The organism is Helicobacter turcicus (assembly GCF_019711685.1).
Classification (GTDB): domain Bacteria; phylum Campylobacterota; class Campylobacteria; order Campylobacterales; family Helicobacteraceae; genus Helicobacter_D; species Helicobacter_D turcicus.
On sequence record NZ_JAIGYQ010000009.1, the window covers coordinates 1 to 20,686 of the forward strand.

Sequence of the window (20,686 nt, forward strand, 5' to 3'; positions counted from 1 at the left end):
AACACACGTTCCTTACATGCAAAAAGTTCTCCCCCAAACAAACACAGAAAAATCACTAAAAACCGCAACTTATCCTCCCTTACCTATTACTTTTTCTTGATAAATTTAGGCTTTTCCTTGCATAACCTTTGTTTGTTTTTAGAATCCGTATTTTCTACAATCACGCAAGAGTCTTGCAGTGCTAGTAATTTGAAATTTGTCTGTGCATGTGTGAATTTTGCATTTAGCATAACCCAATTTCCATTGATATTTGCCTTAGTATGCAGTATTCCAAAGAGTTTTAATTCCCCAAAATCCTTAGTTCCGTAATAAAATGGGTCGCAAAAAAGCACTTGAATCAATAAAAAAAGTATTAAATAGCGCAACTACTCCCCTTGAATCTGCAAAGTTGCAAAAAGTGTCAAATCTCTAGCACTTGAGCTTGGATAAAGTTGCATCGCAAAAAGAGATAGCTTAGGTTGCGTTTGCAAAGATTCCAAAAAGTTTAACATTGCGTGATATTTTCCCCTCGCTCCAAAATTTATCCGTCCATTTTCTTGCGCAATCTCCACATTATAGAGTGCATTACTATCTGCTAATTCTCTTAAAAAATACACACCAAACCTCTCCAACGCAAGCCTTTTTCTCTCCTCTTGCTGCATAATTTTTTGTTCCATTATTGCGATTTCTTTGCGAATGGTTTGTGTATCTTGTGCATTGAGATTACTCTGTGTTGTAATAGCATTTTGCAATGCAAATAGCCTATGATTGAGTTGTGCATTTTGTGCATTTTGATTTGTAATTGTATTTTGCACACTCTTAGATAATAACATTACAACAAGTGCAAATCCTAGCACAAAACACAGCACAAAAAGCAGCACCATTTCCCGTCTTGAACGTTCTTGCAAAAAAGATTCTATTTGCAAGTTAGGAATTTCCATTTTTGTTTCCTTTAATTGCACTCCACACGAACTCCCCATAAGCTCCCATTGTTTGAATCTCGCCTAGCGATTCTTTCTCTACCGCCTCCAAAACTTTTAGTGCATTTACCCCAAAAAGCAACAAGGCAAAACTCTCCTGCTCCACCCCAAAATATGCAATTTTCACATTAAATTTTTCCAAATGCGGATTTAATGTAAGTATTAATTGCGCCACTTGAAAATCCGCTTCACCAAAATCCTTTAAAGATTCCGCATTAGAATGATAAACACTCCACAAAGATTCTAATTTTTCTTGCAAACCTATTAGCTCATTTTGAGCTTGTGTGCGATTTTCACTAAGTCTCTCAAGCTCACTTTGCAATGTGCTAATTTGCAATTGCAACCCCGTATTTTCTCTTTGTTTTAACAACCCAACTAAGATGAACACAGCCCCTAGAGCAATCCCAAGCGCAACTCCTGCGACCAAACACTTAAACGCTCCTCCTGTGCGCGTTTGCAAAAAGGGCAAAGATTTTTCTAAGGGATTAAAGTTATAAGACTCTAACAACTCCATATTTTCTAAGGTTTGCGCAATGTGATGCCTAGAAAATTTAGATTCCATATCCTTTAAAATTTCTCTCTCATGGCAAGTAAGGTCACCCACTTCCCATAACCAAAACGCATTTAAGCCCAATGTTTCTAACTTCTTGCGCACTTCCCCCAAATTTTCTAGCGCATAAAAATCCACAATATTTTGCTCTTTAAATCCCACAAACACCCAATTGAGATTCCCATCCTTTATCAAAACATAACCCTCCCTAACAAATTGCGCACACAAAAAACAAGGATGGCTTAGAAACTCTTCAGCACTACTGGTATAATCCTTCAAGGTTTCCTTATCTAGTAGCACACAATGGTAAGCAGTGCCACTATCAGATAAAGTATAATGCAAAAAATATTCATGCTCTTTTGGTAAATTTAACACCACGCAAATTTTTGCTTCCAAAAAATCACGCAAATTCTCGCTATTTGCTTGATCTTGCATTTCTTTATCGCTTAAAAATAACGTATAAAATATTATGCAATCACTCTTAAAACACTTCAAAAATCACAATTCCTTGAGTTTTATTTTGATTTTAAAACTTAAAATTAACACACATAAAATAAATTTTACTTTTTTAAAGAAACTTATATAATCCTTTTATGAAAGCATTTGCACTTTTAGAATTTTTAGTTTTTATGGTAGTTTTAGGTGTGGCTATCTTGGGAGTTTTGGGAAATCTTAAACAAAATCATAGTAAAAACCCGCAAAATACACACAATTATTCCTATGAATCTGTAACTTTTTGTAACAAAATATCTCCAAATTGCATTTTAGATTCCAACATTCCTCCCCTTACTCCACTTTTTGAAATCAATGCTACCAAAGCCTATTAAATGCCAAAAAACTTAAAAAGAAGCGCTTTTACATTATTAGAAGTCCTACTTGCTATTTTATTATTGGGAGTTTTTGGAATCTTTAGCGCAAAATTACTGCTAGGAATCTATCAAAATTACAGCTTAAAAAGCCAAAGTTTTCAAAAACAATTAAAAGCACAAAATGCGCTTTTACAGATTAAAAGGCTCTTAGAAAACGCGCAACTAAAAAGCTTGCAAATTTTATCTAACCCTTCCGGTGCGCAAATCTCCACAACTCCAAAAAATCTCATTGGAGAATCGCTCATTTTTTATGAAAAATTAGAACATTTTTCTTTGCATGGGGATTTTGCAATTCCTTGTTTTCATGGGATTTTTAACCCAAAAAGTGTGCAGGTTAAAAATAATACCTTAACTCTAGATTTCCTAAAACTCTCACAACCCTCTAGTGCTAATACAACATGTGATTTTAAGATTCCAAAAACAGCCCTTTTAATTACTGAAGAATTCATCGCTCCACAGGATTTTTATAATCCGAATTTTCAAGGCAAAATTTTAGCCCTAAACACAGATTCTATCACGTTAGAACTCCCATCAACGTTAAGACTCCAACCTCTCACCAAGATTTCCCCACAGCTTTATTTTCTAAACTCTCCCACACTTTTACACTTTAGTAATTCTATTATCTTAGAGCAAAATGGCAATAAAACTTTACTCCTTGAAAATCTAAGTCATTTTAGTCTAAAATCTCATCATTTAGGGCTTTATGCTCACCTATGTTTAGAAAAGGATTCCTATTGTGCCAGCACGATAATTGTGGAACTATGATGCATAAAGGCATTATCTTACTGCCTTTGATGCTTTTTGTGATTTTAGGAGCATTTGTGCTAATTCTCTCTACAAAATTTGAGCAAAAAAGCCATACATTAGAAGATTTAAACGCGCGCATTTTATGGCTAGACCTTCATTTAGTTAGCATCAAAGAAGCTTTAAAAATCCAATTAAAAAATAAAAGCTTAACATCGATTAATTTCACAGAGCTTTCTTTGCAAATTGGTGATTATCACTATATTATTGTCTTAAAGCAATTCACCCCGACACTAATGCAAACACCTCCCCAAACAAACGCTTTACAAATGCCACAACCCTCAACTATTGCTTATTATTTTGTGGATGTTTTTGGAATCTACCGCGACTCTAGCAAGGAGTTTTTGCAAGAATTTTCCACAAGAAGAAATTTTATTTTATCACTTGAGCTTTGAGCCTTAAAGCCACTAGCGCAAAGTTTCATTTAAAATATGCTACAATGCTTTCTTATTTAGATTAGAAATTATGAAGGAAATTTTGTGATTTTAAGCCACGAGATTCCACAGGGTTGCAAACTCTATTTTGGCAAAAATGCACGTCTAAAACGTGAGATTGAAGCCCTTGCTAGTGCGATTCTTTATCAAAATGGGTATGAAGAGATTATCACGCCGACTTTTGCATATTTGGAACATCAACGTGATACACAAAGCCGTGAAGTCGTTCGCACAAACAACCAATACAATCACCAAATCGCATTGCGTAATGATTCCACTATTGACACAATCCGTCTTTTAGCACCACATTTGCGCGAGAATGCACTAAATAAGCGTTGGTTTTATATCCAACCGATTTTTATTTATCCTACAACTGAGATTCATCAAATTGGTGTAGAAAACTTAGAGAATTGCGATATTGCGCATTTTATTGCAATGTCTTTGGGTGTTTTAGAATCCAATTTTTCAAATTCTAAAAATTCTAGTTTAACAAACAAAGAAAATCACAAGCTATTCTTACAACTTGCTAATGTAAAAATCCCACAAATTTGCGCAGAAACTTTTGGGATTCCACTCATTGCTTTTGAAAAAATTGATGTGGATGCAATAACTAGCGCAAATCCTCTTATGCAAGAGCTTTTGTGTGTGCATAATGCAGAATCTCTGCAAAATTTTATGCAACACCACAACAATTTACCACAGAATCTAAATAATGCTTTAGAGCAACTCTTAAACCTTGCAAAAGCAATCCCGTATGCAAATTGCATTATCTCGCCGCTGTATTATGCACCAATGCACTATTACACTGGATTGTTTTTTAGATTCTTTGCAGAGAATGCAACTTTAATTATGGGTGGAGAATACACGATTTTAGGACAAAATGCTTGCGGTTTTGGAATCTACACAGATGATTTAATCCAATATTTATTAAGGAGTGATGGTGAGTAAAGCAGATTTAATTGTAGGGATTCAATGGGGGGATGAAGGTAAGGGAAAAATGGTGGATTTGCTTGCGCGCAACTATGCCTATGTCGTGCGTTATCAAGGGGGACATAATGCTGGACACACTATTGTTACAGAGGGAAAGAAATATGCTCTACACCTAATCCCTTCGGGCATTCTCTACCCAAATTGTAAAAATATCATCGGCAGTGGTGTTGTTATTAGCCCAAAAGCATTAATCACAGAAATGGCTCAATTTGAAAACATGCATGGCGGACTACAAGGACGCTTGTTTATTAGTGCAAAGGCACACTTAATCTTATCCTATCATGAGTTGCTTGACCAACTTAATGAAAAAAGTGCAAAAGTAGCTATTGGCACAACAGGCAAGGGAATTGGACCAGCATACACTGATAAAGTCTCTCGCAATGGAATCCGTATTGAAGAGCTAAAAAACACAGAATCCTTAGCACAAAGAGTGCTAGAAAAATTCCAAAGCTTGAGTGCAAAAGGAATTGTGATTCCAACTCCTACTTTTGAAGACATTAAAACTGAACTTGACTCTTATGCTAAGGCACTTTTGCCTTATCTTGCAAACACAACTGCAATGCTATGGAAGGCAATGGACAATAACGAAAAAATTCTATGCGAGGGTGCGCAAGGCAGCATGTTAGATATCGACTTTGGAACTTATCCTTTTGTAACAAGCTCCACAACAACAGCAGCAGGAGCATGCAGTGGAACAGGAATCGCGCCAAGAGAGCTAGGCGAAGTCATCGGAATCACGAAGGCTTATTGTACACGTGTAGGCAATGGACCTTTTCCAACAGAGGAAGAAGGCGAAATTGGTGAAACTTTGCGCACAAAAGGCGGTGAATTTGGTGTAACAACAGGACGCGCAAGACGTTGCGGTTGGCTAGATGCAATGGCGGTGAAATATGCTTGTCGCATTAATGGAGTTAGCGCACTTGCAATGATGAAGCTTGATGTATTAGACGGATTTGCAAGTATCCAAGTTTGCACCGGCTATAAAGACAAGAAAGGGAATGTTTTAAAAGATTTTCCAAACGATTTAGCGCAGGTTACGCCGATTTATCAAAGCTTTAAAGGGTGGGATAAAACTGCTGGTGTTAGAGAATTTGCAAAACTTCCAAAAGATGCACAAGACTATATTTTAGCCCTAGAGCAATTTATCGGCGTAAAAATCACAATGATTTCTACAAGTCCTGATAGAAATGATACGATTTTTAGATGAAAACAAAATTCACACAACTTGTGCTTTTGCGCAAAAAAAAAGTAGATGAGGCAGAATTAATGCTCCAAAAAAATGCCCGGCACATCATTGCTAAGCAAGGCGAGATTGATGCGCTTGTGCAAGAATTTGCCACACTAAAAGAGCCACAAAATGGAATCTATCAAGCTTTTTTGACCTTTGTCCATCACAAAGAAGAATACCGCTCTAGCATTGATTTTAAAATGCAGGAATTAGCAGAGCTAAAACAAGAAAAAAAAGCCCTTCAAGAGCACTTCAAACTCCAAAATGTAGAGTATGAAAAGGCGAAATATTTAGATGGTTTAGAGGTAAAAAAAATGCTTGATAAAGCACGTATTCAAGAAAACAGAAATTTAGATGAAATTTCTGTAATGCTTCATGCAAACAACAAAGACAAACACTAAAAGGAATCTTATGAAACACTCTTTTCGTTTTCCAAGTATGCTTTATGCCCTTATGTTCCCTTTCTGCCTTAATGCAGCACAAAGCAACCAAGTCATTGACTGCAATATCATTTTTGAACAACGCAAAGGTGAGATTCTAAGGGAGCTTGAAAGAATTGACGAACAACAACAAGCCTTGCAAGCTCTCCAAAGCGCAACACAAAATGTGCTTGACCAAAAAGAACAAGACCTCAAAAAACGCGAACTAGCCATCGCCCAGACACAAAAAGACATTCAAGAACGTCAGGAAAAAATTGAGCGCCTACTTAAGCGCAACGAGGAAATTTTAAAAGAGATAAAAGGCATTACACAAAGCAAAATTGGCGAAACTTATGCCACAATGAAAGACTCTAAATCCGCTACAATTTTGCAAAGTTTATCCGATGATGAAGCTGCTACGATTCTATTCTCTTTAGATACAAAAATTATAAGCAAGATTCTAGCAAAAATGGATCCTCAAAAAGCAGCAACACTCACAATGCTCTTGCAAAAAGGTCCTCCTTTTAAAGAGGATTCCAAAGAGATGCAAGAAACTCAAAACTAGCACCACAAAATATATGCGATAGCCAATCTAAAATCGTAAGCTTGTCAGATTTGCGATTCCATCAACATTGCACTAACGCCGTAAGTTTCTGCGAAATTACCGCACAATTCCTAGTGAATTACTTCATAAATTATAACTTAAATTAAGCTATATTTAATATAACTCCGATATAATTGCGACCTTTATCCCAAAAAGAGTTTTTGGGCTTTTTAAGTCATAATATTTTTAAGAAAGGCAATGCAATGAATATTACCAAAATGGCAAAAGCCAATGAAATTAAACGCGAATGGGTTGTTTTAGATGCAGAAGGTAAGACATTTGGTCGTCTCATCACAGAAATCGCAACACTCCTTAGAGGTAAGCATAAGCCACTTTATACACCAAATGTAGATTGTGGAGATTTTGTCATCGTGATTAACGCGCCAAAAGCTAAATTTAGCGGAATGAAGCTAGAGGACAAAGAATACTTCACGCACTCTGGGTATTTTGGAAGCACAAAATCCAAAACACTGAAAGAAATGTTAGAAAAACACCCCGAAAAGCTTTATAAGCTTGCTGTTCGCGGTATGCTTCCTAAGACAAAATTAGGACGCGCAATGCTCAAAAAGTTAAAAGTTTATTGTGATGCAAATCATCCACACAGCGCACAAGTTTCAAAATAAGGATTGAGAATGGCAAAAATTTATGCAACAGGAAAAAGAAAAACAGCAATTGCAAAAGTTTGGTTAGCTCCAGGAAGCGGAAAATTAAGCATTAACGATACGAATCTTAACGATTGGCTTGGTGGGCATGAGGCTATCAAAATGAAAGTTATGCAGCCTTTATTACTCACAAAACAAGAAAAAAGCGTTGATATTGTAGCACTTACACATGGCAGTGGTTATTCCGCGCAAGCTGAAGCATTGCGACATGGAATCTCTAAAGCTCTAGCCCTGTATGATACAAACTTCAGAGCAATCCTTAAACCAAAAGGCTTATTAACGCGTGATTCTAGAGTTGTTGAGCGTAAAAAATACGGCAAACGCAAAGCAAGAAGAAGCCCACAATTCTCAAAGAGATAAATGGCTTTATTACAGAGCCCTTTTGGGGTTCTTATCCGAATCTTTTGGTATTTTGGAAGCGCATTTTACGCATTATGCTAAAAACTATTTTCCTACCCCAAAATATACGCTTTTTACACTTTATTTTTATTACTATTCTTTGCAGTATTCATTTTGGATTCCATTATTTAGATTTTAAACTTCTTTTAGACGACCCCAAAAACTTCGTAGATGGCACACTAATCCTTACTTCTTTTGATGCCTACCATTATGCAAAAGGCACAAGAGAGTTTTTAGAATTCTTAAAATCACCAAATTTTTATACATTCAATGCACTATCTATGTTGCCCTTTTTGTCTATTTTAGGCGGAATCCTTGCTAAATACACCTCTTTAAGCTTTGTTCTAAGTTTTGCTAGTGTGATTTTTAGTGCAACACTTGCTCCTATAATGTATGCACTAAATTATTTTGTGTTAAATCTTCTATCTCAAAAACGTTATTTTTGTAACAATCTCCTAGCATTTACCGCCTTTTTAGCAAGTCTAATTGCTCTGTTTTTGCCTAGCTTTTATCAACGCGTTGGGGCTGGATATTTTGATACAGATATGCTCTTACTAACCCTTCCTTTGTGCGCATTATTTTTCTTACTCAAATTCACAAACGCAACACGATTTAGCTACCTTGTCCTATTTGCTGCTTTTGGGTTTCTTGCAATAAACTGGCATAATGGAATCCAAAATATATTTTTATTAGGATTCTTGTTATTTTTAATTCTAGAAATCCTCTGTGCCTTGCGATTTCGTTCTATTTCACAAGAAAGCTTAATGCTTGCTAGTAGTTTCTTTGTGATTTTAACACCCTCTGCACCCTGTTTTATTGTGCTTATTGCCTTACTTTTAGCTTTTAGATTCTGCCCAAAAGGTATTTGGCTCTATTTTGGAATCTCAATAATTTACGCCATTGCTTTTGACTTATTTAATCCCCTTATTGCGCAAATTAACGCTTATATTTTTGGTGCGACACAACATACAAGCGACTTTATCTTTGCCTCTGTTGTTAATACAATTTTAGAGACAAGCCCCACTACGTTATCTGTGCTTATTGCACGCAATGGTGGAATCTTAATTTTTATGCTTGGGATACTAGGTTTTGGGGCACTGCTTTATAATGCCGCCTTTGTCTTTTTTAAAATGTTTATTGCACGCAAAAACCCTAGCAGACCTATTCTCTACCTAAGCATTTTTTTGCTTCCTTTTTGTATTCTAGGATTCTATTCTCTTAATCTTGGGGTACGTTTTAGTTTCTTTTTAACACCCATTGTTTCTCTTGGAATTACACTATTTTTGCTTATTTTCTTTTCAAAATGTTACCGCTACTTGCCCCTTTGCGTCTTTGCAAGTGCAATTATTTTGCCCCTATCACTCACAACTCTGCGCTATTCTATCCCAAAACCCATTTTATCCGCAGAAGAAATCCACGCATTTAAAATCCTAGATTCCAAACTTAGCGCAAATGACTTTATCTTTTCATGGTGGGATTATGGCTATGCGTTACGTTACTACACAAAGGCACAAATTTTTTTAGATGGAGGACGTCATTCTGGAGCGGTTAATTATCCTATTGCAAAGATTTTGCTAAGCAACTCACCAAAACTTTTTTATAACTTCTCACTACTTTTAGCCCAAAACCTACAAAATACACCTAAAAAAATGTGGAATCAGATTTTTGCATTAATGCTAAAAGATAAAAGCCCTCAAGATTTTTTAGATTCCTTAAAACAAGATTATCAAAATAGACCTTTAGCAAATAATGCACAAGTATATTGGGTGCTTCCAATGCGTGTTTTACCGCTACTTGCGAACATCAACACTTTTGCAAATCTCAATCTAAAAACTGGCAAACCCCTAAAGGATTCTGGTATTTTTGCCTATTTTAATAACACGAAAAATTCGCTAAATTACAAAATAAATCAAGAAATTAATATCTATCAATATTTCTATACACATACATTTTTTAGTGCCTCAAAAACACCTTTGACACAGATTAATTTTGGGCAAAATTCACTGCTATTGGACACAGATTATCTAAAAAGTAATATCATTTCTGCAATGATTTTTCAAAAACTTCCCCAAAATATATGCGCTAGTGGCAAAAATGTGCGCATATATCACCTAAAGGATTCTAAATGTGCGGAATTGCCGGCTCATTAAACACACAAAAACTTCCCCTAGAACACATTTGCGAGCTAATGCACCATAGGGGTCCAGACTCCAAAGGTGCATTTTATGACTCCACAAAATGGGGCTTATTGCAATTTTTTCATGCACGTCTAAGCATTCAAGATCTAAGTCCTCTAGCACATCAGCCAATGGAGTATGACAATTTGTGCTTGGTGTTTAATGGAGAAATTTATAACCATTTAGAATTTAGAAAAAATCTTGATTTTCCTTTTAAAACCCATAGTGATACAGAAACGATTCTTGCACTATTTGCACGTTTTGGGGAAACATTTTTAGAAAATCTCAATGCCTTTGATGGAATGTTTGCTTTAGCACTTTTTGATAAAGCTACACAAAAAATCTATTTTGCACGCGATAGAATGGGCAAAAAACCCCTATTTCTTTATCAAGATTCCACACAATTTGCCTTTGCAAGTGAGCTTAACACACTACAAATCCTAGTAGAACGTCCTTTGGAAATCGACTTTGATGCGCTAAATTTTTATCTCCAAAGTGGCTTTTTCTACTGCGATAACACGTCTTATAAAAACGTCTTTGCTCTTCCTAATGCAAGCTATGGAATCCTAAATTTAGCCACACACTCCTTAGAAATTAAGCCTTATTTTGATTTGAAATCCTGCTATGCAGCCCCAAAAATCACTGATGAAAACGAAGCCTTGCAAACTTGTGAAACTCTCCTAAAGCAGAGCATACAAAACCGCATAGAATCCTCTGATTTAGAGGTGGGTGCATTTTTAAGTGGAGGAATTGATAGCTCACTTATTGTAGCTCTAGGTTCGCAAATTACACCAAAGCTTCGCACATTTACTATAAGTTTTGAGAATTCTAGCTTTGATGAATCTATCCTCGCAGAAGCTACCGCCAAACGTTACAATACACTCCATACAACACTAAAAATTAGCACAAATCTAAAAGATGACGTCCCAAAGATTCTGCAAAACTATGGACGCCCGTTTTTTGATAGTTCAGCAATCCCTAGTTTTTATGTTGCAAAAGCCGCAAAAGAGCACTTAAGCGTAATTTTAAATGGCGATGGTGCTGATGAATTCTTTGGAGGATATAGGCGCTATGTGGGGCATTTGCTCTTAAACAAGATTCTACCCTTTAGTTTTTTTGCAAACTTACTTCCAAATCCAAAGGCAAAGCAGTCTTTATACAACTATTTCTACCGCCTTTTACAGATGGCAAATGCCTATAAGAAAGATTTATTAGAATATTATTTGTGTGCAACAACAGATATTTTTGTGGGATTCTATGATTTTCCTGTGTATCCTAGCTTCAAAGTTAAGGTGGAATCTATTTTTAAAAGCAATCTCTCGCCACTTTCTAAAATGTTACTTTTAGACGCGCAAAACCTTCTCCTTTGTGATTTATTGCCCAAAATGGACATCGCTACAATGGCACATTCCTTAGAGGCTCGCTCCCCATTCCTCTCTAAAAGCCTTGTGGAGTTTGCCCCACGCTTAGATGACAGCTTAAAAGTGCGCAAAAATGTTACAAAATATCTTCTTAGAAAACTTGCGAAAAAATACCTTGATGAAGCTGTTTGTAGCGCTCCAAAACGCGGCTTTGAAGTGCCTTTGACAACTTGGGTTGATGGTGAGCTTAAGCCTTTAATCCTAGAAACACTACAAACACCAAAAATCGCACAAGAATTTTTAGGGAAAAATACGCTAGAATCCCTTTGTTTTAAACCACATCTTTATCCCAAAGAAAAGCGTGCAAAAATGCTTTGGAGCTTATTTGTGCTTGAAGTGTGGTATCAAAATCAATATAAGAAGTTATAATGGAATTGACACAAGAAGAATTAGAGCGGTATAACCGCAACATTGTGCTAGCTGGAATCGGACAGGCTGGGCAATTAAAGCTAAAAAAAGCACGCGTTTTTGTAGTTGGTGCTGGTGGGCTTGGTTCACCCATTTTATATTATCTAACAGCTGCTGGAGTTGGAAATATTGGAATTTGCGATGGTGATGTTGTAGATACAAGCAATTTACAACGACAAATTCTGCACAATACGCAAGATATTAATAAAAATAAAGCAAAATCTGCCTATGAAAAACTTTACGCGCTCAATCCTACATTAAATTTACAGCGCATTGAGGAACGACTAAATACACAAAACATCTTAACATATATTAAGAATTATGATATTATCGTGGAAGCTACCGATGTATTTAGTGCAAAATTTTTGATTAACGACGCCTGTGTGTTAGCCAATAAAATCTTAGTACGTGCAAGTGCGCTTGCCTTTAGCGGACAAGCAATGAGTATTAAACCAAAGACTAGTGCGTGTTATGCCTGTTTGTTTAATGAGCCTCCAAAAATTACAATGCCAACGGGTGCTACAGCAGGGATTCTTGGCGCTGTGGCTGGGCTATTTGGTTGTATTGAAGCTAATGAGGTGATAAAAATTATCACAGGAGTTGGTGAGCCTCTTTTTGATAGGCTTCTAACCTGCGATGTACGTTCAATGGACTTTAGAACAATTGCAATTAAACGCAATCCAACCTGCCGTGTCTGCGGAGAAAATGGAATTACAAGCCTTGATGCTACACTCTATCAGTAAATGCTCAAATCTAATGAATTAACCTTTGGTAATTTTATGCAAGAGTGGCTCTATGGGGAAGGGGCTATTTTTGGAACAATAGGCTATTATCACACCGCTCGTATTGGGACTTTAGGGGATTTCTATACAAATGTGAGTGTGGGAAAATTTTTTGGGTATTGTATCGGCTACTACTTGCATACTATTCTTATGCAAAACTCTCTAAAAGGTAGAATCGCAATCGTTGAAATCGGTAGTGAAAAGGGGGATTTAATCTCTGATGTAGCAGAATTTTTTGCACAATTTGATGCACATTTAATGCTAGATTTTCTAACATTAGAACCACTCATTTCCTTACAAAACTTACAACAAAACACTTTTAAAACACGTAATTTAAATATTAGTTGCATTTGCGATTTTAATGCTTTAAAAGCATGCAATTATGATTATATTTTATTCCTTAGCAATGAACTTTTAGACGCTTTTGCTTGTGAGATACTTTGGCACAATACTATGGCTTTTATCAACAAAGAAACCCTAAAGCTTACTTTTAAACCCGCCAGTGAAGAAATGCTAGAATTAGCAGATTTATTTAAAATCTCTATTGGAGAAATTCCAATGCATGCTTTTAGTTTTGCAAAAAATCTTGCGGATTCTGCTCCAAAATGGCTGTTTTTGGGTTTTGATTATGGAGATTTAAAACCACGTAACGCGTTTTCCTTGCGTTTTTATCAAAACCACACAACAGAAAATCTTTTTTTGGACTCCACAACAAAAAATTACAATCAAAGATTATTAAAAAACTTTGGACTAACAGATATAACCTATGATGTTAATTTCGCACTTTGGCAGGAAGCCTTTTTGTGTGCTGGGGGCAAAACTTGGTTTCTCCACCGCCAAAATCGCACACTTGTAGAAATGGGTCTAGACAAAATGTGCTCTTGGTATATTGAGAAGTTTGGATTAGAATCCTACATGCTTCAAAGCGGAAAACTTCGCACACTAATATCTCCGGGAGCCTTTGGGGAGAGATTTTTTGGCTTTGCTTTTGCCAATTTCTAAAATACACTCTTATGGATTCTTAAACTCTAACAGCATACAATGCGCAACTAAAATTTGTAAAGGCTTTTTAATGTCTAATGCTGTTATGATTTTTTCTGCGATGATTTTTACAACCTTAATTGTCGCTTCAAATTATCTTGTGCAATTTCCACTCAATGACTTTTTTACCTATGGTGCGCTAACTTATCCTTTCACTTTTCTTTTAGCGGATATTTTAGCAGAACGTTACACAAGGAAAGAAGTGCTAAAAGTCGTCCGCATTGGAATCCTTTTTGCATTTATCCCCTCCATGCTCTTAGCGGAGTTTAGAATCGCAATTGCAAGCGTAAGTGCATTTTTCATCTCCCAACAAGCCGATGTGTATGCGTTTTATTGGATTAAAGCAAAGCTACCAAAAATTTGGTGGCTAAGAAGTGCTGGAAGCACAGCATTTTCACAATTCATTGATACAATGATTTTCTTCCATATTGCATTTTTATTTGTAATGCCTTGGCAAAATGTGCTAATGTTAATGCTTGGGGATTATGTAATGAAATTCATTTTTGCTTTCGCAAATACTCCGCTATTTTATCTCTTTGGAATTAAAATGCAAAAGTTATTTGGAGTGTTTGCACGATGAATCTAACAAATATTCAAAAACGTAAGGTTGTGTTTTTTGACCGCGATGGAGTGGTAAATTTAGAGGACGCTCCTTATGGCTATAAAATTGACACCTTTTACTTTGCGCCCCATTTTATGGAGCTTTTCTTAGAGCTCAAAAAACAAGATGCACTCTGCTTTATTGTTACAAATCAGTCAGGAATTCATCGCGGAATCTTTACACAAAAAGACTTTAATATCCTAACTTCCTTTATGCAAAGCTGCATAAAATCTTCCCTTATGATTCCTTTGCGCGAAAGTGGATTTATGCCTAAAAATATAGGCTTTGATGGAGTGTATTTCTGCCCACATACTGAAGAAGAGCATTGTTCTTGTCGTAAGCCAAATTCTGCAATGCTAGAGCAAGCCATTAAGGAATTTCACCTAAACATTAAAGATTGCGATTCCTATATTTTAGGAGATAAAGATACAGATATGCAAGCGGGGCTTAAAGTGGGGATAGAAACACGCATTTTTATAGGCAACACAGAAGCCCCAAACGCAACACATAAAGTTAAAAACCTAAAAGAAGCAGCAAAGATTATCCAAAGGAACGATTCTCTGCATTGAGCTGCAAACTTAGACCAAATCATCACAGACAAATTTAGTCTAAGTTCTGTTTGCTTTTAATACTTCAAAATTTTTTGTCAGATATATGATGACAAATAGCAAACAACCTTATGAAAATCTATACAAGATACATTGCACTCTATCATAACTAAAAGTGGGAATAAACCTGTAACCTTAACAAAGATCAGGTTATATGACAGACTTTAGTGCTTTTGAAACTTTCATTGGGGGGGGGTTGTCAAGTAGGATATTTGAATAAGATCTCGTAGAATCAAAAATGCTATCCAAATACTTTAGAAAAGATTCAAACTTATTTATTAATCAAGGTGTGGCATTAGATAAATCTTTCAAGTTAGACAATGTGGCTATTTCTTAGAATGGTGACGATTCGCCTTTTCATGTTTTTCATTTTCACAAAGAAAAATGCATTAGTTTATGCACTCCACTAGCTCACAAAAAGTTAAATGCCCTCACTGCAAGAATAAGGACTTCGCATTGTAGAATCTTCTACGATAAACCTTGCTAACAAATTCTTTTTGCAATTAAATCTCTCACAAACATAACAACCCCCTTGAATAACCCTGCAACAACCGCTTAAAAAAGTTTGAAAAGTGCAATTTTCAATAGTAAATTTATTTTAAGGTTTTTAATTGTTGCATTTAAATCGCAAAAGGGTTCTTACTTTTGGCACTTTTGATTTATTCCATTTTGGACATTTAAAGCTTTTGCAAAGGGCTGCAAAATTAGGTGATGAACTTTTTGTAGGCATATCTTCTGATAGTCTTAATTTTGCTAAAAAATCTCGTCTTCCTATTATGAATGAGTTTGAGAGAGCCCATATTGTAGCTTCTTTAAAATGTGTTAATAGTGTTTTCTTAGAAGAATCCTTAGAATTAAAAAGGCAGTATTTATTGCGTTATGAAGCCGATATTTTAGTAATGGGTGATGATTGGTCTGGAAAATTTGATGAATTTGCAGATATTTGCGAAGTTATATACCTTCCACGAACGAAAAATATCTCTACAAGCGAACTTTTACAAAGAATCAAAAATGACTTTTAAAGCAAGCTTAAAAAAAGCTTTTATTGAAACAAAAGGCGAATTTTTCATTACGCGGCTTTTGTGTGCTTTTTTTGAATATTATTTTCAAAGTCTCAAAACTCAAAAAAAGGCTTTTTTAATCCTTAAAATTTTAAGTATTTTTAAACAAGATATTAGTCTTTTTTATAAGGCTAAAATAGAGTATTTTAAAGGTGATTTTCATAAAGCTTTATTTTTGCTTGAATCCTTAAAACCAAACAAAAATCCCGATATTTGCTATTTGAAAGCAAGAGTTTTAAGCCTTTTGGGACAAAAAGAACAAGCCTTTTTGCTTTTGGAACAAAGTCTTAAAAGTTTCTCTAGGCTCAAGGGCTTTATAGAGCTTGTGAATTTAAGCACCAATAAAGAAGAATTTGCACTTGTAAAAAAACTTTTTGATGAAAATAAAGACAATTTTGCTCATTTTCAAAATAACAAAAAAGAGTTTTTGAAATGGCTTGCACAAGCAGCAATTAATGCTAAAGAATACCAGTTTGCAAAGCAGTTTTTAAAAGAGTCTTTATTTCTTTTTTTAAAAAATCCTAGAAAAAAATTTCAAGCCAAACAAATAATGCGCACAAAAGACGCTAAAGAAGCTTTAGAGGATTTAGCAGAGCTTTTAGCCCTTAATAAAATAACGATGTTTTTAATCAGCGGAGTTTTTTTGGGTTGTGTGCGGTCAAAAAGCTTTATAGAGCATGATTATGACATTGATGTAGGGGTGTTTGGGGTGAGTCTTGAAAGTTTGCATGAAATTTTTACAAAAAGTCCTTGTTTTGTTTTAAAAAATCCGCATTATCAAGGGGGAGTGCAACTTTATCATTTAAATGGAATCTATATTGATGTGTTTTTGCATTTTGAAGAACACGGCTTTATTTATCATGATGGAGATTTTGTAAGGTGGAAAAATACAGCTTTTGAGCTTTGTGAATATGAATTCTTAGGGAAAAAGTATTTAGCCCCTAAAGATTATGATTTATATTTAAGAGAAAATTATGGCGTAACTTATATGCAAAGCAAAAATTCTAAGACTTACTACACTTTCTTAGACACTCCTAATATGCAAATTTTAAATAAAGAGGAATTTATTATTTGTCTTTATGAATCGTTATTTAAGGAATTTGCACTTTTTAATGAGACAAGGATTTTAGACAAACTCAAAGAGCTTAATGAAAAAAGCTTTGTTACAGAATATTTAGATTTTAAAAAAGGATGTGTATGAAAATTTTGGCATTTTGGGTGTTTTATCTTTGGGCTATGAAAATTTACCATAAAGATAAAAACTATGGAAAAGCTTTAGAGTTTTATGAAAAAGCAAGGAAATTTAACCCCTCCTTTGCAAAAAATTATTTTAAAATGGGCATGTGTTACCACAAAATGCAAGATTATGCTAATGCAGAATTTTTTATTCAAAAAGCCTTAGAATTAAAACCGCAAAATTCCAAGTGGAAGAAACAGCTCTCCGTAGAGCAAAGTTCAAACATAGTTTTCATTCAAGCTCAAAGGCTTTATTGGAAAGACATTATAGATATAGAAACCGAGCTAAGAGAAGGCAAGAAAAGTTTTATTTTGTATTTTGAACTTGCAGGGGCTCTTTTAGAAATGCATCGCTTTTTGCAATCAGCTAAAGCTTACGAAGAGGCTTTGAAATTTTGCAAAGATAAAGGAATGCTAAGTAAGCTTTACTATGAAATGGGTTTTGCTTATGAAAAAGCTAGCACAGAAGAACAAAAAGAAGAATATTTAACCCAAGCAAAAGAAGCTTATAAAAAAGCGACTTTATATGATGAAGATTTTGATTCTAAAAGATATGGCGTGGGCGTGTTTCACGAGCAAAATCAAAGATGGGAATTTGCTAAAAATGCTTATTTGGAAAAAATTTATAAACAAGATAGCAAAGACTTAGAAAAGCTTTGCTTAGAGGATTTGCACACTTGTGAGGATAGTGAGCTTTTTTACAAAGTTGCTAGAGTTTTTGACATTTTAAGTGAGCATGAAAGGGCTGAATTTTTCTTTGAAAAAGCTTTAGAAATTAATTATCAAAATGCTCAAACCCATTATTATTTAGGCATAGTTTGTGAAAAGCAAGGCAAGTTTGAGAAGGCTAGTTTTGCTTACAAAGAAGCAGTAAGAAGGCAAAATTCTTTTAAGAGTGAATGGTTTTATCGCTTAGGCTTAACACTCCAAAAAGTAGGCAAAAAAGATGAAGCCTTAAAAACTTTTGAAAGCTTGCAAACCATAAATTTCGCTCCTTTTATACAGATTTCACAAGGTGCGGGGGGGGGGGGCTTTATGATGAATCTTTATAAGAACAAAACCTTAAAACAAAGGGCTATGTACACGCATTTTTATGAAAATTTAGAGCTTGAATGGAAAACTATACTTTATGAAAGTTTTCATGGACGGCTTATGTCTTGTAATCCTTATGCGATTTTTAAGGCTTTGCTAAAAGATGAAAGATTCAAAGATTACACGCATATTTGGGTGATTTCTGATAGCTCTTTTATCCAAAAAAAGTATGCAAAACTTAAAAATTTAATTCTTGTTTCAAGGAATAGCGACCTTTATTTAAGATATTTAGCAAGTGCAAAATATCTTATCAATAACACAACTTTTCCTCCTTATTTTCTTAGAAAAGAAGGGCAACTTTACCTCAACACTTGGCATGGCACAGCACTTAAAACTTTGGGTAAGCATATCAAAACAAGTTTTATGGAGCATAACAACACCCAAAGGAATTTCCTACAAAGCACACATATTATTAATCCTAATGCATTCATGCAAGATGTTTTGCTTAAGGATTATGATATTGATGAAATTTATAGTGGTAAAGCTTTGATTAGTGGTTATGCAAGGGTTGATTTGAGTTTAAAAAAAGCTTTCTCCAAAGAGCAAGAAGAGGAATTTACAAAAGAAAAACAAAGTTTAAAAGAGCATTTTTGTATCAAAGAAGGAGAAAAAGTTCTTTTATATGCCCCTACTTTTAGAGGACATTTTGGCAATGCAGATTTTGCGTACGAAAACATCACGAAGCTCTTGCAAGAGCTTTCCGTAATGCCCTTTAAAGTCCTTTTTAAAGGGCATCACGAAACTCTTAGGTATATAGAAGATGAAGAAAAAAGGATTTGCGATGCAAACGACAGAGAGATTGATACTAACGAGCTTTTGAGCATAGTTGATATTTTGATTACCGATTATTCTAGCATTGCTTTTGATTTTATGCCTTTAAATAGACCTATTATTTTCTTTGCTTATGATTATATGCAGTATCAACAACAAAGAGGCATGTATTTTAACTTCCAAGATTTAGGGATAAAACCAGCTACTAGCATAAAAGAAGTGAAAGCACTTTTAAGTGATACAAATTTTTTAAACGTTAAAGAGCCTTTTGCTCATCTTAAAGAAAGATTCTTTCCTCTTGATGATGGGCTTAGCACACAAAGGGTAATTGACTTTTTCTTTTTTGGCATTTATGATGAAAGTAAGCTTTTTAAAAACATGAGCAAAAAAACTAAGCTTTTGTTTTTTCAAGGCGGCTTTATGGCAAATGGCATAACTTCGGCTTTTAAAAACCTTATTGCAAATGTTGATAGAGAAAAATTTAGCATTCATTTAGCCATTGAAGGAGGGATTGACGCTTTTCCTGAAAGACTCGCTTTGTTTAATGAAGTAAAAGATTCTTGTAAGGTTTTGCCTAAGGTTGGCACTTTGAATTTGAGTTTTGTGGAATATGAGTTGATGAGGAATTTTTTTATAGAAAGGAATGCAGCACAAGAAAAGATTTTTGCTAAAGCTTGGCAAAGGGAGTTTAGAAGGCTTTATGGTGAGAGTAGGTTTGATAGCTTGATCCAGTATGATGGCTATAACCGCTATTTTTCCTATCTTTTTGCTTATGCGGAGGCAAAAAAATTCATTTATCTGCATAATGATATGCAAGGAGAGTTTTATAAAAGATTCCCCTATCTTAGGGGAATTTTTTACCTTTATAAAAGATTTGATGCACTCTTAAGCGTGAGTGAGCAAACAACAGAGCAGAATGCTAAAAATTTGGCTTTAAGTTATGGAATCAATGAGGATAAATTCAAAACAGCTTTTAATTTTATTAACGATAATGAGGTTTTAGAAAAATCAAAGCTTCCTCTTACTCAAAAGGATTTGGGTTATTTCAAAAAAGACTATACCACCTTTATAAACATAGCAAGGCTAAGTGTTGAGAAGGATCAGACAAGCTTGATTGAGGCTTTTGTGAGCTTTCATAAAGAATTTCCAAAAACAAGACTCTTGATTTTAGGAGATGGACCTTTAAAGAAAAATTTAGAAATTCTTGTGAAAAAACTCCAAGCAGAAAAATATATTTTTCTGCTTGGATTCGCACCTAATCCTTATAATTTCCTTAAACAAAGCGACATTTTCGTGCTTTCCAGCCAACACGAGGGGCAAGCCCTCGTGTTGGCTGAAGCTATGATTTTGCACAAAAAAATCCTTTGCACTGATTTTGCTTGTGCTAAAGACTTTCTAGGAGAAAACGCGTATGGGCTTGTAGTCCCACGTGGCAGTAGTGGCATACTTAAAGGGCTTAAGGAGATTTACACTAAGGATTTTAACTTCTTAGACTTTGATGTTAAAACCTACAATGAAAAAAGAAAAAAAGAATTCCAAAACTTTTTTGGAGAAAAAATTGGAGAGTAAA

General features: G+C 35.0%; 20 protein-coding genes. 17 read left to right on the forward strand and 3 right to left on the reverse strand.

The annotated features are described in order from the left end of the window. Positions 1-86: 86 nt before the first annotated feature. The 3 genes from K4G57_RS06640 to K4G57_RS06650 are packed head-to-tail and all read right to left on the reverse strand — an operon-like array spanning position 87 to position 2,004. Entirely contained in the window at positions 87-365 is a 279-nt protein-coding gene (locus K4G57_RS06640; RefSeq protein WP_221532407.1) for a hypothetical protein, read from the reverse strand. After that, positions 366-920 (reverse strand): hypothetical protein, encoded by a 555-nt coding sequence (locus K4G57_RS06645; protein WP_221532408.1) that lies wholly within the window; start codon positions 918-920, stop codon positions 366-368. Next, positions 907-2,004, reverse strand: coding sequence for a copper transporter (locus tag K4G57_RS06650; RefSeq protein WP_221532409.1), 1,098 nt, complete (start codon positions 2,002-2,004; stop codon positions 907-909). Before K4G57_RS06650 ends, K4G57_RS06645 begins: the two co-directional genes overlap by 14 nt. A gap of 332 nt (positions 2,005-2,336) precedes the next feature. Here K4G57_RS06650 and K4G57_RS06655 point away from each other — a divergent pair, with 332 nt between their 5' ends. The 17 genes from K4G57_RS06655 to K4G57_RS06735 all read left to right on the forward strand — a co-directional run bounded on the left by K4G57_RS06655 (position 2,337) and on the right by K4G57_RS06735 (position 20,685). Continuing rightward, a complete protein-coding gene (locus K4G57_RS06655; protein ID WP_221532411.1) occupies positions 2,337-3,143 on the forward strand; it encodes a hypothetical protein in 807 nt (268 codons plus the stop codon). Then, positions 3,143-3,577: a hypothetical protein gene (locus K4G57_RS06660; RefSeq protein WP_221532412.1), complete on the forward strand. Its 435-nt coding sequence runs from the start codon at positions 3,143-3,145 to the stop codon at positions 3,575-3,577. The genes K4G57_RS06655 and K4G57_RS06660 overlap by 1 nt, the downstream gene beginning before the upstream one ends. 84 nt (positions 3,578-3,661) lie before the next feature. Continuing rightward, positions 3,662-4,564, forward strand: a complete 903-nt coding sequence (locus K4G57_RS06665; RefSeq protein WP_221532413.1) for an ATP phosphoribosyltransferase regulatory subunit — start codon at positions 3,662-3,664, stop codon at positions 4,562-4,564. After that, a complete protein-coding gene (locus K4G57_RS06670; RefSeq protein WP_221532414.1) occupies positions 4,554-5,813 on the forward strand; it encodes an adenylosuccinate synthase in 1,260 nt (419 codons plus the stop codon). The genes K4G57_RS06665 and K4G57_RS06670 overlap by 11 nt, the downstream gene beginning before the upstream one ends. Then, on the forward strand, positions 5,810-6,235 hold the full coding sequence (locus K4G57_RS06675) for a flagellar export protein FliJ (protein ID WP_221532415.1): 426 nt from the start codon (positions 5,810-5,812) through the stop codon (positions 6,233-6,235). Before K4G57_RS06670 ends, K4G57_RS06675 begins: the two co-directional genes overlap by 4 nt. A 10-nt stretch (positions 6,236-6,245) precedes the next feature. Next, positions 6,246-6,818 (forward strand): MotE family protein, encoded by a 573-nt coding sequence (locus K4G57_RS06680; RefSeq protein WP_236033262.1) that lies wholly within the window; start codon positions 6,246-6,248, stop codon positions 6,816-6,818. 248 nt (positions 6,819-7,066) lie between these two features. After that, the gene (gene rplM / locus K4G57_RS06685; protein ID WP_180322675.1) at positions 7,067-7,480 is read left to right on the forward strand and encodes a 50S ribosomal protein L13; all 414 of its coding nucleotides are present in this window, start codon (positions 7,067-7,069) and stop codon (positions 7,478-7,480) included. Between the two features lie 9 nt (positions 7,481-7,489). Then, complete coding sequence (gene rpsI, locus K4G57_RS06690; RefSeq protein ID WP_221532416.1) at positions 7,490-7,879, forward strand: 30S ribosomal protein S9; 390 nt, start codon at positions 7,490-7,492, stop codon at positions 7,877-7,879. Positions 7,880-7,953: 74 nt separating this feature from the next. Next, positions 7,954-10,068 (forward strand): STT3 domain-containing protein, encoded by a 2,115-nt coding sequence (locus tag K4G57_RS06695; protein ID WP_221532417.1) that lies wholly within the window; start codon positions 7,954-7,956, stop codon positions 10,066-10,068. Beyond that, on the forward strand, positions 10,044-11,885 hold the full coding sequence (gene asnB, locus K4G57_RS06700; protein WP_221532418.1) for an asparagine synthase (glutamine-hydrolyzing): 1,842 nt from the start codon (positions 10,044-10,046) through the stop codon (positions 11,883-11,885). The genes K4G57_RS06695 and asnB overlap by 25 nt, the downstream gene beginning before the upstream one ends. Continuing rightward, positions 11,885-12,667 (forward strand): HesA/MoeB/ThiF family protein, encoded by a 783-nt coding sequence (locus K4G57_RS06705; RefSeq protein ID WP_221532419.1) that lies wholly within the window; start codon positions 11,885-11,887, stop codon positions 12,665-12,667. Before asnB ends, K4G57_RS06705 begins: the two co-directional genes overlap by 1 nt. A gap of 36 nt (positions 12,668-12,703) precedes the next feature. Then, on the forward strand, positions 12,704-13,708 hold the full coding sequence (locus K4G57_RS06710) for an SAM-dependent methyltransferase (protein ID WP_221532420.1): 1,005 nt from the start codon (positions 12,704-12,706) through the stop codon (positions 13,706-13,708). A gap of 70 nt (positions 13,709-13,778) precedes the next feature. Then, positions 13,779-14,327 (forward strand): queuosine precursor transporter, encoded by a 549-nt coding sequence (locus K4G57_RS06715; RefSeq protein WP_221532421.1) that lies wholly within the window; start codon positions 13,779-13,781, stop codon positions 14,325-14,327. Then, positions 14,324-14,917, forward strand: coding sequence for a D-glycero-alpha-D-manno-heptose-1,7-bisphosphate 7-phosphatase (locus K4G57_RS06720; protein WP_221532422.1), 594 nt, complete (start codon positions 14,324-14,326; stop codon positions 14,915-14,917). The genes K4G57_RS06715 and K4G57_RS06720 overlap by 4 nt, the downstream gene beginning before the upstream one ends. 650 nt (positions 14,918-15,567) lie before the next feature. Next, on the forward strand, positions 15,568-15,978 hold the full coding sequence (locus K4G57_RS06725; protein ID WP_236033263.1) for an FAD synthase family protein: 411 nt from the start codon (positions 15,568-15,570) through the stop codon (positions 15,976-15,978). Beyond that, positions 15,968-17,218 carry a LicD family protein gene (locus tag K4G57_RS06730; protein ID WP_221532423.1) on the forward strand — a complete coding sequence of 417 codons (1,251 nt, stop codon included), beginning with the start codon at positions 15,968-15,970 and terminating at the stop codon, positions 17,216-17,218. Before K4G57_RS06725 ends, K4G57_RS06730 begins: the two co-directional genes overlap by 11 nt. Then, positions 17,215-20,685, forward strand: a complete 3,471-nt coding sequence (locus K4G57_RS06735) for a CDP-glycerol glycerophosphotransferase family protein (RefSeq protein WP_221561820.1) — start codon at positions 17,215-17,217, stop codon at positions 20,683-20,685. Before K4G57_RS06730 ends, K4G57_RS06735 begins: the two co-directional genes overlap by 4 nt. Position 20,686 lies beyond the last annotated feature (1 nt).